At 32.9% G+C, this 14529-nt stretch carries 17 protein-coding genes; 2 read left to right on the top strand and 15 right to left on the bottom strand.

The genetic code is table 11. The features are described 5' to 3' along the window. Positions 1-75: 75 nt before the first annotated feature. The 12 genes from coaE to A9D35_RS17355 form a co-directional block, all read right to left on the bottom strand. Positions 76-666: a dephospho-CoA kinase gene (gene coaE, locus A9D35_RS17405; protein ID WP_066225360.1), complete on the bottom strand. Its 591-nt coding sequence runs from the start codon at positions 664-666 to the stop codon at positions 76-78. After that, positions 663-1625, bottom strand: coding sequence for a CdaR family protein (locus tag A9D35_RS17400; protein ID WP_066225358.1), 963 nt, complete (start codon positions 1623-1625; stop codon positions 663-665). The genes coaE and A9D35_RS17400 overlap by 4 nt, the downstream gene beginning before the upstream one ends. Before the next feature lie 2 nt (positions 1626-1627). Beyond that, the gene (locus A9D35_RS17395) at positions 1628-2632 is read right to left on the bottom strand and encodes a glycosyltransferase family 2 protein (RefSeq protein ID WP_066225357.1); all 1005 of its coding nucleotides are present in this window, start codon (positions 2630-2632) and stop codon (positions 1628-1630) included. A gap of 82 nt (positions 2633-2714) precedes the next feature. Beyond that, entirely contained in the window at positions 2715-3539 is an 825-nt protein-coding gene (locus A9D35_RS17390; protein ID WP_066225355.1) for an enoyl-ACP reductase FabI, read from the bottom strand. A gap of 161 nt (positions 3540-3700) precedes the next feature. Next, the gene (locus A9D35_RS18735; protein WP_159427076.1) at positions 3701-3862 is read right to left on the bottom strand and encodes a hypothetical protein; all 162 of its coding nucleotides are present in this window, start codon (positions 3860-3862) and stop codon (positions 3701-3703) included. A 12-nt stretch (positions 3863-3874) separates the two neighbouring features. Further along, positions 3875-5527, bottom strand: coding sequence for a DNA repair protein RecN (gene recN, locus A9D35_RS17385; RefSeq protein WP_066225354.1), 1653 nt, complete (start codon positions 5525-5527; stop codon positions 3875-3877). A 62-nt stretch (positions 5528-5589) separates the two neighbouring features. Continuing rightward, on the bottom strand, positions 5590-6477 hold the full coding sequence (porD, locus tag A9D35_RS17380) for a type IX secretion system protein PorD (protein ID WP_066225352.1): 888 nt from the start codon (positions 6475-6477) through the stop codon (positions 5590-5592). Next, the gene (gene coaBC, locus A9D35_RS17375; protein ID WP_066225350.1) at positions 6470-7681 is read right to left on the bottom strand and encodes a bifunctional phosphopantothenoylcysteine decarboxylase/phosphopantothenate--cysteine ligase CoaBC; all 1212 of its coding nucleotides are present in this window, start codon (positions 7679-7681) and stop codon (positions 6470-6472) included. Before coaBC ends, porD begins: the two co-directional genes overlap by 8 nt. 10 nt (positions 7682-7691) lie before the next feature. Beyond that, entirely contained in the window at positions 7692-8018 is a 327-nt protein-coding gene (locus tag A9D35_RS17370) for a DNA-directed RNA polymerase subunit omega (protein WP_066225348.1), read from the bottom strand. Between the two features lie 4 nt (positions 8019-8022). Then, complete coding sequence (locus A9D35_RS17365) at positions 8023-8823, bottom strand: outer membrane protein assembly factor BamD (RefSeq protein WP_066225346.1); 801 nt, start codon at positions 8821-8823, stop codon at positions 8023-8025. A 179-nt stretch (positions 8824-9002) separates the two neighbouring features. Then, entirely contained in the window at positions 9003-9881 is an 879-nt protein-coding gene (gene dapA, locus A9D35_RS17360; RefSeq protein ID WP_066225344.1) for a 4-hydroxy-tetrahydrodipicolinate synthase, read from the bottom strand. Between the two features lie 4 nt (positions 9882-9885). Further along, positions 9886-10404, bottom strand: coding sequence for a DUF6913 domain-containing protein (locus tag A9D35_RS17355; protein ID WP_066225342.1), 519 nt, complete (start codon positions 10402-10404; stop codon positions 9886-9888). A gap of 71 nt (positions 10405-10475) precedes the next feature. On the opposite strand from A9D35_RS17355, the gene A9D35_RS17350 reads away from it, so the two are divergent. Further along, a complete protein-coding gene (locus A9D35_RS17350; protein ID WP_066225340.1) occupies positions 10476-11234 on the top strand; it encodes a 5'-nucleotidase C-terminal domain-containing protein in 759 nt (252 codons plus the stop codon). Between the two features lie 12 nt (positions 11235-11246). Then, complete coding sequence (locus A9D35_RS17345; protein WP_066225338.1) at positions 11247-12161, top strand: bifunctional metallophosphatase/5'-nucleotidase; 915 nt, start codon at positions 11247-11249, stop codon at positions 12159-12161. Here the strand turns inward: A9D35_RS17345 and A9D35_RS17340 are convergent. From A9D35_RS17340 to A9D35_RS18620, 3 genes are all read right to left on the bottom strand, one after another. After that, positions 12148-12882, bottom strand: coding sequence for a hypothetical protein (locus tag A9D35_RS17340; protein ID WP_141675574.1), 735 nt, complete (start codon positions 12880-12882; stop codon positions 12148-12150). The two genes, A9D35_RS17345 and A9D35_RS17340, sit on opposite strands and share 14 nt — an antisense overlap. Positions 12883-13170: 288 nt before the next feature. After that, positions 13171-13881 (bottom strand): hypothetical protein, encoded by a 711-nt coding sequence (locus A9D35_RS17335; protein WP_141675573.1) that lies wholly within the window; start codon positions 13879-13881, stop codon positions 13171-13173. A 343-nt stretch (positions 13882-14224) separates the two neighbouring features. Next, complete coding sequence (locus A9D35_RS18620; RefSeq protein ID WP_141675572.1) at positions 14225-14521, bottom strand: hypothetical protein; 297 nt, start codon at positions 14519-14521, stop codon at positions 14225-14227. Between the last annotated feature and the right edge of the window lie 8 nt (positions 14522-14529).

Below are 14529 nucleotides of genomic sequence, written 5' to 3'. Positions count from 1 at the left end.
TTCAAAATTAACATTTTAACATTTAGCATTTTTAACATTTAACCTTACGTTAACAAAATTGTTAAAATTGCAGATTTATACGAATTTATTAAGTATAGAATTATGAATTTCGGCAACCTGATCTTCCATATGTGCTATAGTATCATTTACAATAAGATAATCCGATTTTTCTATGCGCATGGCATCTGTCCACTGCTGTTTCATGATAGCTTCAATCTTCTCTACAGTGGTGTCATCGCGCTTTAAGAGGCGCTCTATTTTTGTTGCTTTATCTAAAGTTACGGTAATAATTTTATCGCATATTTTATCGCCTTTACTTTCAAATAAAATAGCCGATTCTTTTAAAATATAGGGTGCATTTTGTTCACTTAACCAAGACTTAAAATGATCTGCAACGCGAGGATGAACAATAGCATTCATTTGTTCTAACAAGGCCTTATTATTAAAAATAGCATGAGAAATTAAGGGCTTGTTAAGTGCAGAACCTAAATAGGCTTCGGCTCCAAACAAAGCTATAATATCAGATTTTATGGTTTCTGAATTAACCATTAAACGTTTAGCCTCATCATCTGAGATGTAAGTTGGAATTCCAAACTTTTTATGAAACTGCTTTGCTACGGTAGACTTACCACTACCTATGCCTCCTGTTAAACCAACTACTATCATTCCGAGATTATAAATTCTATTTTTTGTTGAATAATTTTTGCGCTTTTTACAGTTTCTGGTTGTGCCACGAGCTCCGGAATTAAATACGAATTATTTTCAATATGTTTATTGAAATCACACTCCACCTTAAAATCTTTGGCACTAACTTCATTAAATCCTTGTAATGTGGTATAATAAGACACCGAAACCGACTTAGGGTAATATTTTAACGACATGTCTTTAGGAATATTTTTAACCGTAACGGGAATATTAAAAGTCCCTTCTGTAAATTTCTCTACACTCCCTTTTAATCGCACTTTGGTATGCGATAATTTTAATTGATCTTTTCCTTCAGGTAATTCTAAATTTAAAGTTTGATTGATATCTGATCGCACATCCTTTAATTCTAGAGGTACCGTTTTTATTTCTTTTAATGCATTTACAACTTTTGCTGGCCCGATAATATGCACCGAATCTGGTGAGATTGAAAAACCATCTAACACATCGAAACCGGGGCTAAACTGTATATTTTTTTGTAAAACCACAGGGATGTCTTTACTCGCATTTACATCGTAGTTAAAGAACAAGGTATCTGGTAAAATACTAAGAATTTCCACATCCTTATCGAACTGCGAATTAATTTTAGAATACGACCGGTGCTGGCTCCAAGCAAATGTAGAATCGGTTAATTTAACCTTATCCTCATAATCTAAACGCAAAGTGGGTTTGGTTAAATAATATCTAAGAAACTTAAATCCATACGTTTTAAATGTAATATTTAACTGCTGACTACTATCGTTTAAAACCACAAAGGTTTCTGGTAAATTAACCGTTTCTACAGAAAATGTTATGGTGTTAACAAATGTTCTAGATAATTTATTCAACACTAAAATAGCGAAAGACAAGGCAAGAAATAAAGCAAAAATGTTTATTTTCTTACTTCTTACAAATTTTAAAAATCTAGTTTTTATGTCTTTCATTTTTATAATTTAAAGAATAATTCTGGGAATGTACGTTCTGCGTCCTTTTTTAATATATGAATCTTTATAAACGATGTAATAAAACCATAGCCATAACCCATAAACTGAATTAATATTGCCAGAATGGCCAACACGGCTACTATTACATTTTTTGATTGCAAGAATGCTAATACAAAGGCTACCACAAAATATAAAGCATAGGCAATTAATAACCATTTAATTTGAAAAATAAATGCTGCGAGAGCAACTATTAAACCTAAGCAAAATACCGTTGGAAACCAATATGTGAGTTTTGCGGTCTGCGGATGCCAAGCATTCAAAATAGGCCTCACCAATCCAAACTTATGGACTTGTTTATAAAATTTAGACCACGAAATACGACGCTTATGATATACAAAAGCTTCTGGAATTAATTTTGTTTGAAACCCTAAGTCCCATAACCGAATAGATAAATCTGGATCTTCGCCAGGATGAATAGTTCCGAATCCTTTAGATGCCATAAAAGCCGCCTGAGACAACCCCATGTTAAAACTTCTAGGTTGAAATTTACCTACCTGCTTCTTCCCTCCTCGAATGCCTCCTGTTGTAATAAAAGAAGTCATTGAAAAATTAATAGCTTTTTGAAGTTTCGTAAACGAGGTATCGGCCGCATCTGGACCACCAAAACAATCTACAAATTCATGATTTAAACTGGCATCAACTTCATTTAAATATTGAGAAGGTAACACACAATCTGAGTCTAGTATTATAAAATAATTTCCTTTGGCATGTTGCATCCCAAAGTTTCTAGAATCGCCAGGCCCTGAATTTTTCTTATAGAAATATGCAATATTCAGCTGGTTCTTAAATCTATCTACAACACGTTTAGAGGTTTGTGTAGAGCCATCTTCTACAATTACAATTTCAAAATCTAAAGTCGATTTTAAATTGACGAAACTAATAAGTAGTTCCTCAATTTCATCGGGACGGTTATAGACTGGAATAATAAATGAATACTGTAATTGCATAAAACAAATGTACTTAATTGCATAAAAAAAGCCACCTTTTTAGGCAGCTTTTAAATTAATTATAAAGTATAATTTTTATCTCTTATTTCGAGTTTTTTTCTACAAAAGCATCCATAACTTCCATACTTACTCCCATATTACTAAATCCTCCGTCGTTGTAAAGATTTTGTAACGTTACACGCTTTGTTAAATCGCTAAACATGGCAACGGTATAGTTTGCACAATCTAAAGCTGTTGCGTTACCTAGAGGCGACATTTTATCTGCGTAAGCTATAAATCCGTCAAAACCTTTAACTCCGCTACCTGCAGTAGTTGGAGTTGGCGATTGCGAAATGGTATTTACTCTTACTTTTTTATCTTTTCCGAAGAAATATCCAAAGCTACGAGCAACACTTTCTAAATACGCTTTATTATCTGCCATATCGTTATAATCAGGAAACACACGTTGTGCAGCCATATAAGATAATGCAACAATACTACCCCACTCGTTCATGGCATCGGCCTTGTATAAGGTTTGCATTACTTTATGAAAAGACATCGCAGAAACATCGGTCCCTTTTTTGGTAAAATCGTAATTTTGATTGGTATAGTGATTTCCTTTTCTTACGTTAATTGACATCCCGATAGAATGTAGTACAAAATCAATTTTACCTCCTAAAATCTCCATAGATTGCTCTACTAGCTTTTGTAAATCGTCAAGAGAAGTAGCATCGGCAGGAATAATTTGAGACCCTGTTTTTTCGGCCAATTCATTTATTTGTCCCATTCTCATGGCTACAGGAGCGTTAGTTAACACAAACGTACCGCCTTCTTCGTGAACACGTTCTGCTGTTTTCCAAGCAATTGAATTTGAATCTAATGCTCCAAAAATGATCCCTTTCTTTCCTTTTAATAAATTGTATGACATATTTTTAATTCTTTTTTATCTATCGTTAGTGCAAATTAACAGAATCGTCAAAGTTATGAAAACTTTTTATTCTATTAATAATTCATTTTTAGTAAAAATAGTAAGCCTTTTAATATTCTAATACTAGAATGGGTACACCCTATTATTTTACTTCACTTTTTCTATTTTACATCTTCATGTATGGCATTATTTGGTGGGAACACATAATCTGGAACACATTCGCCATCAACAAAAACACCACTACAAATATCAGCATCAGAATCACAAGCTAAAAACCCTAATAACGCACAACCAAAAAACAATACTAAAAGTAATTTTTTCATTTTAAAAGTGAGTTAGTTTAAAAGTTCCTTAGCATGTGCAATAGCAGATGCCGACACCTCTTTTCCGCCCAACATTTGCGCAATCTCTACAATACGGTCTTCTCCAGTTATGGCAATTAAGTTGGTTGTTGTAATGTGATTAATATCTTCCTTATACACTTTTAAATGCGTATCGCCTTTTGCAGCAACTTGTGGTAAATGTGTAATGGCAAAAACCTGCATACTCTTACTCATTTGCTTCATTATAGCGCCCATTTTGTTCGATATTTCACCAGAAACACCAGTATCTATTTCATCGAACATAATGGTAGGTAATTGCATATATTTTGACAACACCGACTTTATTGCCAACATAATTCGAGATAATTCTCCTCCAGAAGCGGCCTTGTTTAAAGCTTTAAAACTTCCACCTTTATTTGCTGTAAACAAAAATTCTAAATCGTCTTTCCCATTAGAATGAAAAGTACTTGCTGCTTTTAAATTGATACTAAATTGAGCATTAGGCATTCCTAACTCCGACAATAAAGTTTCAAGTTGCGATTTTAATGTAGGAATAACAGCCGATCGGTTGGAATGAATAATTTTAGCTAAAGCATTTAATTCGGTTTCCTGTTTGGCGATACTCGTTTTTAATTTCTGAATATTTTTATCTAAATTTTCTGTAATACCAACTTTTTCATCTAGAGCATTCTGAATTTTAATTAATTCTGAAATATCTAAAACCAAGTGTTTTTTCTTCAAATTATGAAGCAATTGCAACCTGTTGTTTACAACTTCTAACCGGTTCGGGTCGGCTTCTAGAGCATCTTCTGACGCTTCTATTTCTGTAAAAATATCGTACAACTCAATAAAACTACTGTCTATTCTGTCGTATAATTCTTTATATTTTTGAGAGAACGATGCAATCTTACTAAAGTTTGCTTTAACTTCTGTTAGTATAGCTAAACCACCTATTTGCTCGTCGCTTAATAATTGATGCGAAGCACCTATTTTCTCCTTTATCGCCTCAATATTATCTAAGGTTTCGTATTCCTCCTCTAAACTTTCCAATTCACCATCTACCAACTTAGCATCGATTAATTCCTGTAATAAAAAGGTATTGTATTCGTGTTCTTTATTGGCTTCTGCTTGAAAATCCTCTAACTTTTTTAATTCCTTCTGAAGCGATTTATACGATTTTAACTGCACTTTATAGGCTACCAAAGGTTCTTCAACCTCTGCTAAAGCATCTATAACTTGAAACTGAAAACCATCGTCTGTAAGTTGCGTAGTTTGGTGTTGCGAGTGAATATCGATTAAGCGATCGCATAGAGTTTGCAAACTACTTAGGGTTACCGGAGAGTCGTTAACAAAGGCTCGCGATTTCCCAGATGGTAATATTTCGCGTCTAATAATAGTTTGGGCTTCGTAATCTAAATCCTCTTGTTGGTAAACGGCTTGAAGGTTATAATTGGTTACATCGAAAACCGCTTCTATAATGCATTTTTGGCTATCGTCTTTTAAAGAAGACAGGTCGGCGCGCTTTCCTAAAATAAGCGATAAAGCGCCTAGTAATATAGATTTACCTGCACCGGTTTCACCAGTTATTATTGTAAAGCCTTTATTAAAATCTGTTTGCAGATCGTCTATTAAGGCATAGTTTTTTATAGATAGGGATGTAAGCAATGTAATTAGGGTGCTTTAGAATTGTAAAACCAAATATAATTTAGTTTTCAGTTGTTATCAAATTAAAATTTAATATTTCTCCATTTACTGGAATAGCTTGGTGCCACTTTGTTAAGTACATCGGTAAGTTCGGAAACATTAACACTTGGGCCATCTGAGAATATATCTTCGATTTCGTCACTTTTAGCATCGAAAAACACACGAACTAAAAAAGAATTAGGTCTACGGTTATTCATCGGGACGAATAAATCTACGGCAGATGCTATATTTTCTTTTCCAGTTTTTACATCGTTACTCATTTCATCTAAACCTTTTCTATGATAGGCATACATAACGTCTCGAAACTCTTTAAAAGTAGGCGACAGCATATTATCAATAAGCATATATCTAGACTGTAAACCATCTTCCAATTTCCAACCGTTGTAATTTTCTTGTTGCGAATAGTTTACTATGGTTTGAGCTTGATTTAAAAACTCTTCACCTCCACGAAGTTTAAACGTATCGGCATCCATACCTAAAATCATATAAATATGAAACGCTAATACAGACACTAAATTTGACTGATATTGTGTTGGACTAAAATTTAAATTTTGAAATTCAACATATCTAAACGAAAAATCTTTATCGTTATAATTGTAAACAGGGGTACTGTAAGACGACCCGTATACTGGTCTGGAAGATTGCACTTGTAAGGTTGCTTTAAACACATCGCTCGCATATTCTACAACGGTAATCACCATACTGCAGTTAATACGTTCTTGTAGTTTAAACCCTCTAGAGGTCCATTGTGTATTATTTACAAATTCGGTAAGTTGTTTTTCTAAGGTTTTAAATACCTGAACATTTTCATTACCTGTTTGCTCTGCATTTACGACAACTTTACAGGTTAATTCTTGAGCAGAAATACCCATGGAAAAACATAACAAAAGAACAAATAAATAATTACGCATGTATTTGGTTTAATATTTCGTTGAATATATCTTGAGCAACGTCTGCTTTCGATTTTAGAGTAAACTCTGTTATATGTTCTTGGGCATCAATAAGGGTTACTTTATTGGTGTCTGACTTAAAACCGGCACCTTTATCGTTTAAAGAATTTAAAACGATTAGGTTTAAATGCTTCCGTTTTAGTTTTGCCTTGGCATGCTCCAACTCATTATGCGTTTCTAAAGCAAATCCAACTAAAAATTGATTCGATTTAATTTCGCCTAACGATGCTAATATATCTTTCGTTTTTTCTAACTCTAAAGTTAACGTACTATCGTCCTTTTTTATTTTCTGAAGTGCAACTTCTTTTGGTTTATAATCTGCAACAGCAGCGGCTAAAATAGCAATATCTGCTGTTTTAAAATATAAATGAGCTTGTTCGTACATATCCTGCGCACTAACAACAGGTACAATTTTTACTCGGCTGTGTTGTAGGGTTTGATTTGTTGGCCCTGAAATTAAAATCACCTCAGCACCAAGATTAGCGGCCACTTCAGCCAACTCGAACCCCATTTTCCCACTAGAATGATTTCCTATAAATCGAACTGGATCTATAGCTTCGTAGGTAGGACCTGCGGTTAACATAACCTTTTTACCATAAAGAGGCAATTGCCCTAATATATGGTTTTCTACAAAAGATACGATGTCTTCGGGTTCTGCCATACGCCCCTCCCCTACTAAACCACTAGCTAGCTCGCCAGAAGTTGCAGGAATCATTATGTTTCCGAAGCTTTGTAATGTTTTAAAAGAGTGTGCTGTAGACGGATGCTTATACATATCTAAATCCATCGCGGGAGCAAAATACACCGGACATTTAGCAGATAGATAGGTAGCTAATAATAAATTATCGCAAGTTCCGCTAGCCATTTTAGACATGGTATTGGCTGTTGCCGGAGCTATAATAAAGAGATCTGCCCACAGTCCTAATTCGACATGACTGTTCCACACGGCACTCTCGTCGTCTTCATTATAAAAAGAAGATACAACAGGATGTTTTGATAGTGTAGATAAGGTTAAAGGAGTTACAAAATCTAAAGAAGCAGGTGACATGACCACTTTTACGTCTGCACCTGCTTTTACTAATAACCTTACTAATGAAGCCGTCTTATAAGCCGCTATACCAGCACTAATGCCTAACAGTATGTTTTTGCCGCTTAATATTGACATAGCCTATATGTTACTGAACGTCTTCGTCAGTGTTTCTATAATATACTTTATGGTCTAACCATTCTTGAACAGCTAAAGCATGTGGCTTAGGTAATTTTTCGTAAAACTTAGATACTTCTATTTGTTCTTTGTTTTCGAAAATTTCTTCTAAACTATCGTTATATGTCGCAAATTCTTCTAATTTTTCAATTAGTTCCTTTTTGATTTCAGTGTTAATCTGATCTGCACGTCTAGAAATAATAGAAATTGCTTCATAAATATTTCCTGTCGGCTCGTCTATCTTGTTTCTGTTATACGTTATCGTATTTACAGGAGCATTGATTTTTTTTAAATCCATTATATTAACTTTTAGTGCTGTATTTTTTTAATTCTTCTACTATTTCTGCGTGCAACTTATCTATTTGTTCTGAATATTGAGTCTCAGCAAAACTATTTTTTAATACTTGATAGTTTTCGTCTGCGGCTTCTAATCGTTGTTGTTTTTTACGCTCAACGCTATTCATTGCTAATTTATACGATGCATCTAATTTGTAATACATGGCATCCTCACGTAATGAAGAACCAGGGAATTCGAATAAAAAATTATCGAACGATTTTATGGCCGCTTGATAATCTGAAATCGTATTATATTGTTTTGCAATTTCGTATGCTTTACGCTCCAATTTTGCATCTAATTCTTGTATATAACCACTCGCTTCGCTTAAATACTCTGATTTTGGAAACCTATTAATAAACAATTGTAACTTCTCTATTGCTGTTCTGGTATCCTCTTGATCTTTAGAATACACTGGAGATTCAAAATAATAACTCTTAGCGCCTAGAAAAGCAGCCTCTTCTAGCTTTTCACTTTTAGGATACGAATCTACAAAACGCTCAAACTGATAGCCAGAAATTTTATATTCTTTCATTTCGTAGTACGACTTAGCGTACATATACATTAACTTCTCGGCTTGTGGCTTACCACGGTAACTTGGTACAATTTGAGAAAACAACCTGTTTGCTTTAGAAAAACTACCTTGATTATAAAGTTCTTCTCCTAATTTAAACTTCGCTCCAACATCTTGTGCTTTAAGTGTCTTTTGATATTCACTACATGAACTTAAAACAAAGCATGCTAATAATACGTATAAAAATTTCCTCATAGTTTTTAAACAGAATGCAAAATTAAGCTATTCTAATTGATTTTAAAAATAATATTTTTCAGCTAAAATAAAGGATGTAATTAGGTTACAATTAGCTTTAAGTAATTTTTAACTTTTGAAACTATTCCTAAAAATCATGCGCATGCTTACTAGGTAAACACGCGCCCATTTATATTAAATTAAAACGTATCTACAAACGCTTTAATTTTATCTTTCAACCCAGAAGTTGCTTCTACCAATGGCAATCTTACACTGGCTCGGCACAAGTTTAAAGCTTCAAAAACAGCTTTAATTCCCGACGGATTATTTTCTTCAAAAATATAACCAATAACATCCATTAATTTATAATGAATCGCGTACGCTTCTTTAGCTTTTCCTTCTAATCCTAATTGAATCATTTTAGAAAACTCTGCCGGAAAGGCTTGGCCAATTACCGAAATAACACCAGCACCACCAGCTAAAATAACTCCTAAAGCTAAATCGTCGTCGCCAGAAATAATTAAAAAATCTTCTGGTTTATCTTTTAATAGCTTTAAATACTGCCCAATATTATTACCAGCTTCTTTAACACCTACAATATTTTTACAATCGTTTGCAAGTCTTAATGTTGTTTCTGGCAACATATTAGAAGCCGTTCTTCCTGGTACATTATATAATATAATTGAAATTGGGCAAGCCTCTGAAATGGCTTTAAAATGCTGATAAACCCCTTCTTGAGTTGGTTTACTATAATAAGGAGAAACCGAAAGAATGGCTTCAAAAGCACTTAAATCTGTAGCTTTAATTTCTTCAATTACAGCTGCAGTATTATTTCCACCAATTCCTAAAACTAATGGCACACGCCCGTTATTGGCTTCAGAAACCGTTTTTATGATAGCTTTCTTTTCGTCTTTAGTAACCGTTACACTTTCTCCAGTTGTGCCACTTATAACTAAATAATTGGTACCGTTTTCAATATTAAAATTAACAATTTGTGTTAATGCATCGTGATCTACACTTAGATCTGCCTTAAAAGGTGTAACTAGAGCAACTCCAGTACCCATTAATTTACTATTCATCTTTTTAAATTCTATTTAATATACTTAAGTATTTTAAAAGCTCACTTTTAAATACCTCTATGGCTTCCGGATTTACATTAATTATTAAATCGTTTAACCGTTGTTCTTCTTGTAAAATTCCTATTTTAAAATCGGCTTTCGATGCGGCTGTAAGCACTTTTAAATCTAAATTATCATCTGTATAATAACTTACAAGTGCATCAAAATTTGTATTTAAGAAGGCCTGTAATTCACCATCTTTTATTGTGCCTTTCCAACCAATATCTTTTGCCGAATACCATGAAACTTCTGTTACATCTTGCACCTTATTCGCCGTTGAAAACTGTATTAATTGAAATTTATTAGGTTTAACATTTAAAAGTTTCGACAAGGATTCTAAAGATTCAACATCGGGAAACTCATCTATATTCAATATAACTCCCAAACTCTCAATAGGTTTTGAAGCGTTAGAAACACTGTGATTTGCTAACAATTTATTAAAATACTTTTTATTAGATTTTTCCCTAAAACCCTTTAAAATCATTTATCTTTAAACTTTGGTGCAAATGTAGCAAAAACTATAAGCATACTTCATTATATTTTATAAGTTTAATTATGATTTTTAAACAATTAATTGTTGGTGTATTACTCGTTTTTTTAGCAAGTTGTAAAACACATACTTTAAATCTGGCAAAAATTGAAGGCGAACAAATTCCTATTTCAGAGAATTTAAAATCAGATGAAGCCATTAATGCCTTTATAAAACCTTATCACGACCACGTAGTTAAAGAATTAGATAGCGTTTTAGCATATTCTCCAGATTACTATGCCAAAGATAATGGCCAATTCAATACTGCAATTGGTAACTTGATGGCCGATATTATTTACGAACAATCTAATCCTGTATTTCATAGCAGAACAGGGAAAGACATCGATTTTGTACTTCTAAATCACGGTAGTATTCGCGCTCCTATATCTAAAGGTAATATTACATTAAACACTGCTTTTGAGCTTATGCCTTTTGAAAATAGTATTGTTGTTGTTGCCATAAAAGGTAAAAACGTAAACGAAGCCTTTAAATATTTAAGCGAAAAAAGATTGGCACATCCCGTATCGCGAATTAAATTAGCTCTAGATTCTAAATACGATATTGTTGAGGCTACAGTTAACGGAAAACCTGTAGATGAAACAAAAACCTATTACGTGGTAACAAACGATTACCTCTATAATGGAGGCGACCACATGACGTTTTTTAAACCAAACGACAGTGTTTATGTCTTAGATTATAAAGTAAGAAATGCGCTTATAGATTACTTTACTAAAGTAGATACTATTAACCCGGTTAGAGACGACAGGTTTATTCAAATAAATTAAATTACAAGTGTTATGAAACGTAGAGACTTTTTACAACAATCTACAGTGGCGACGTCTTTGGTTGCTTTAGGTGGACTAAGCCTAACGTCGTTTACAACGGCTCCTAAAACAAAAAAAATCACCATTTTACATACTAACGATGTACATAGCCATATCGATCCATTCGGCCCTAACGAAGGCACTATGGCTAATAAAGGTGGAGTAGCCAAACGCGCTAGTTTAATTGATGGTATTCGTGCCGAAAACCCAAATACGCTTCTTTTAGATGCAGGTGATATTTTTCAAGGCACACCTTATTTCAACTTTTATGGAGGTGAACTGGAATTTAAATTAATGAGTAAACTAAAGTATGATGCAGCTACTATTGGGAATCACGATTTCGACAATGGTGTAGACGGATTATATGCACAGTTGCCTCATGCCGAATTTCCATTTCTTATTTCTAACTACGATTTCTCTAACACGGCTATGGACACCCACACCAAACCGTATAAAATTTTTGTAAAAGACGGCATTAAGATTGGAGTTTTTGGTTTAGGTATAGAATTACAAGGCTTGGTAGATCCGGCCATGTATAAGGAAACAAAATATCTAGATCCGGTTGAAACAGCACAAGAAATGACACGGATTTTAAAAGATCAAGAGCATTGCGATTTAATTATTTGCCTATCGCATTTGGGATATAAATACGGCTTTGAAGGAAAAATAAGCGATTTAAAACTTGCGGCGGCAACAAAAAACATCGATTTAATTATTGGTGGCCACACACATACATTTTTACCAAAACCTACAATAGTTAAAAATATTGAAGGACAAAACATGCTGGTAAATCAAGTTGGTTGTTATGGTATTAACCTTGGAAAAATAGACTTTTACTTCGACTCTAATAAAAATAAAGCCGCGGATGGCACCTCTATAATTGTGTAATACGGTGTTCTGATTGTACGGGTCCCTTTTTCATCTTTGTAGACGAGATAGACGTCAGTTCTTTCATATAGTAATATAAACATGCTAAACTTAAGCCGTATAAACTACGGTCTAATAACACCAAAGTCCAATCGGAAATATAATAGTTTCTAATATAGAATAGAACTTCTGAAAAGATAAGACAAATAGACATTACCAAACAGAGTATAGAGGCACTAGAATCTGAATTTAAATACACAGCAAAAGACACAAATCCTAAAACAATTAAAGTTATATTCCTTAAGGCAAAAAAGGTGAGTTCATCAGGTTCAAAAATTACATCTTCTAAAACCATATATAACTGAAACATTAAATAGGCATTAATAAGGAATACTATTAGCAAATACCCACCAATTAGTTTGCCAAATTGTATGCCTTTAAATTTAGGAGCTACAATACCTAATAAACTTAAATAGCTTAAAAAATAAAACAAGTTTGAACTTTTTAAAACATGACTGTTTTGATAGTATACCGATGTGACATCTCCTAAAAAAGAAAAGCTTAAAAACGAAATTAAAAAGACACTTAGGTGTGCCGCATTCAACAGATAAACAACGACGAATAAGGGTACAAATAATGCATTTGTTATCTGAGTAAGCATAGAATTCTGACTAACTTCAGCAATAACATTTACAAATACAAGTAAAACTAAGACCGATAAAAAGATCTTATCGTAATCCATTTTATTTAAATTCTTCAAAGCAAAAAAAACATAAGTAGGTTTAGCAAACATACAATTCTACATCGTAATTAAAATGCACTTTATCGATAAAACATAAATTTTCGATGAACGACACACCTACTAATCTAAAAGCTTATAAATTTTTTAAGTTAGATTTTTTGAAAAGAATAAAGCCAAATAGACACTTAAAACACGCCATTTTCTATCCCTATTTAGGAGCATTTAATAATAACGAATAAGTCTTTCAGGATCGAATAAGACATTCACCTAATTACAACAATAAGAAAATTAGGATTCTACTTTTACCCATTCTTTTTTACTCGAGTCCTTTTGCACGGCGAAGACATAATAAAACAAAAAACCAGTAATTGTAAGCGTGAAGGAAACTAAATTTAAAACTGCTACTGGGGCAATATAATAAAAAGCATATTGAATAACCTCTGAGAATACCACACTTAAAGACCCCATAAATAACAACAAGGTATTTCTATTATCTTGAACTAAGTAATTAAGAAATGTAGTAGTAAGCAATAAGAGGATCACAACATTATAAATAAATTCTACCACAATAGATTCCGTTGTAAATTTTAAACCCGAAGCAGAATACATAACATACAAAATATATAGGTTTAAAAGACCCAATATCATAATGGTATATTTATAATGTTGTAGTAAATGGCTAATATGAAATTCCTTTATCACCCCCACCGTAAGCATACTATAAGCTAAAATATACAACACATTCCCCAAGAAGTACTCATAGTTAATTGGCAAAAAACCACCTATAAAAGTTAAGCCCTCTGAAACAGAAAACAACACTAAAAAAACTGTAAAATATTTAGAGTGCTTTTGTTTTGAACCTAAATAAAACAAGCAAACACAAGGTACTATTAAGGCTTTAACAAACTCGGAATAATCATGTAGCTCTTGCAATTGCAGAGATACAAACACTAGGCTTATTAGCAGTAGAAGACACAATAAAAAGTGTGTTTTTTTCATTAACCCAAATTGAGATTTTGGCAAATATAAATAACTATTTACTGATTTTCAGCACTTAAGACTATAAAAAAGTAGCATCCAATTACACCTAAGTCTACTCTAACGCAAACATTATAAAGCAAGCCTACTAAAACAACCTCCTTAAACTATTTTTTTTAGAAGAGGATACGTTTAAAATTTTGAATGTCGTTTCTTTTTCTTGTGAAGTAGAAGATGTTTTAACTACAAAGAATTTTATTAACCAACTTGTATTCTGACTTAAAGTTGAATTTTTGTGAAGGAATAACTTTATGAATTATACCTAGAAAACTACTTAACACATAAAGTTTTTATAAGCCAAAAATTACAACCTAGAAGACATGCTTATACGTTGCATATCTTTCGATTTACCTTGAATAGCATAAATGTAGAAAAATAAAAAACCAAAAACCAAAAGCGCATAACACATGACATTTAATATGGTTTCTTCGGAAACATAGAAAAAAGCATATTGGATAACTTCAGAAAACACGATACATAAAGATCCTGCAAATAGGAGTAAAGACTCATTGCTATCTTTATACAGAAAATTTAAAAAAGCTGAAGATAGCAATGACAATAACACAGTATAATAGACAAATTCCAATATTAAATATTTCATTTCTACAT

Source organism: Formosa haliotis, assembly GCF_001685485.1.
Lineage (GTDB): Bacteria > Bacteroidota > Bacteroidia > Flavobacteriales > Flavobacteriaceae > Formosa > Formosa haliotis.
This window is presented reverse-complemented; position numbering and strand designations above follow the sequence as displayed.

Coding starts and splice junctions, on each gene's coding strand:
- A9D35_RS17390 (WP_066225355.1), bottom strand. CDS start 3,539: ATGTCATACAATTTATTAAAAGGAAAGAAAGGGATCATTTTTGGAGCA.
- A9D35_RS17340 (WP_141675574.1), bottom strand. CDS start 12,882: ATGGATTACGATAAGATCTTTTTATCGGTCTTAGTTTTACTTGTATTT.
- dapA (WP_066225344.1), bottom strand. CDS start 9,881: ATGAATAGTAAATTAATGGGTACTGGAGTTGCTCTAGTTACACCTTTT.
- A9D35_RS17365 (WP_066225346.1), bottom strand. CDS start 8,823: ATGAGGAAATTTTTATACGTATTATTAGCATGCTTTGTTTTAAGTTCA.
- A9D35_RS17370 (WP_066225348.1), bottom strand. CDS start 8,018: ATGGATTTAAAAAAAATCAATGCTCCTGTAAATACGATAACGTATAAC.
- porD (WP_066225352.1), bottom strand. CDS start 6,477: ATGCGTAATTATTTATTTGTTCTTTTGTTATGTTTTTCCATGGGTATT.
- A9D35_RS17350 (WP_066225340.1), top strand. CDS start 10,476: ATGATTTTTAAACAATTAATTGTTGGTGTATTACTCGTTTTTTTAGCA.
- A9D35_RS17355 (WP_066225342.1), bottom strand. CDS start 10,404: ATGATTTTAAAGGGTTTTAGGGAAAAATCTAATAAAAAGTATTTTAAT.
- A9D35_RS17395 (WP_066225357.1), bottom strand. CDS start 2,632: ATGCAATTACAGTATTCATTTATTATTCCAGTCTATAACCGTCCCGAT.
- A9D35_RS17345 (WP_066225338.1), top strand. CDS start 11,247: ATGAAACGTAGAGACTTTTTACAACAATCTACAGTGGCGACGTCTTTG.
- A9D35_RS17335 (WP_141675573.1), bottom strand. CDS start 13,881: ATGAAAAAAACACACTTTTTATTGTGTCTTCTACTGCTAATAAGCCTA.
- A9D35_RS18735 (WP_159427076.1), bottom strand. CDS start 3,862: ATGAAAAAATTACTTTTAGTATTGTTTTTTGGTTGTGCGTTATTAGGG.
- A9D35_RS18620 (WP_141675572.1), bottom strand. CDS start 14,521: ATGAAATATTTAATATTGGAATTTGTCTATTATACTGTGTTATTGTCA.
- A9D35_RS17400 (WP_066225358.1), bottom strand. CDS start 1,625: ATGAAAGACATAAAAACTAGATTTTTAAAATTTGTAAGAAGTAAGAAA.
- coaE (WP_066225360.1), bottom strand. CDS start 666: ATGATAGTAGTTGGTTTAACAGGAGGCATAGGTAGTGGTAAGTCTACC.
- coaBC (WP_066225350.1), bottom strand. CDS start 7,681: ATGTCAATATTAAGCGGCAAAAACATACTGTTAGGCATTAGTGCTGGT.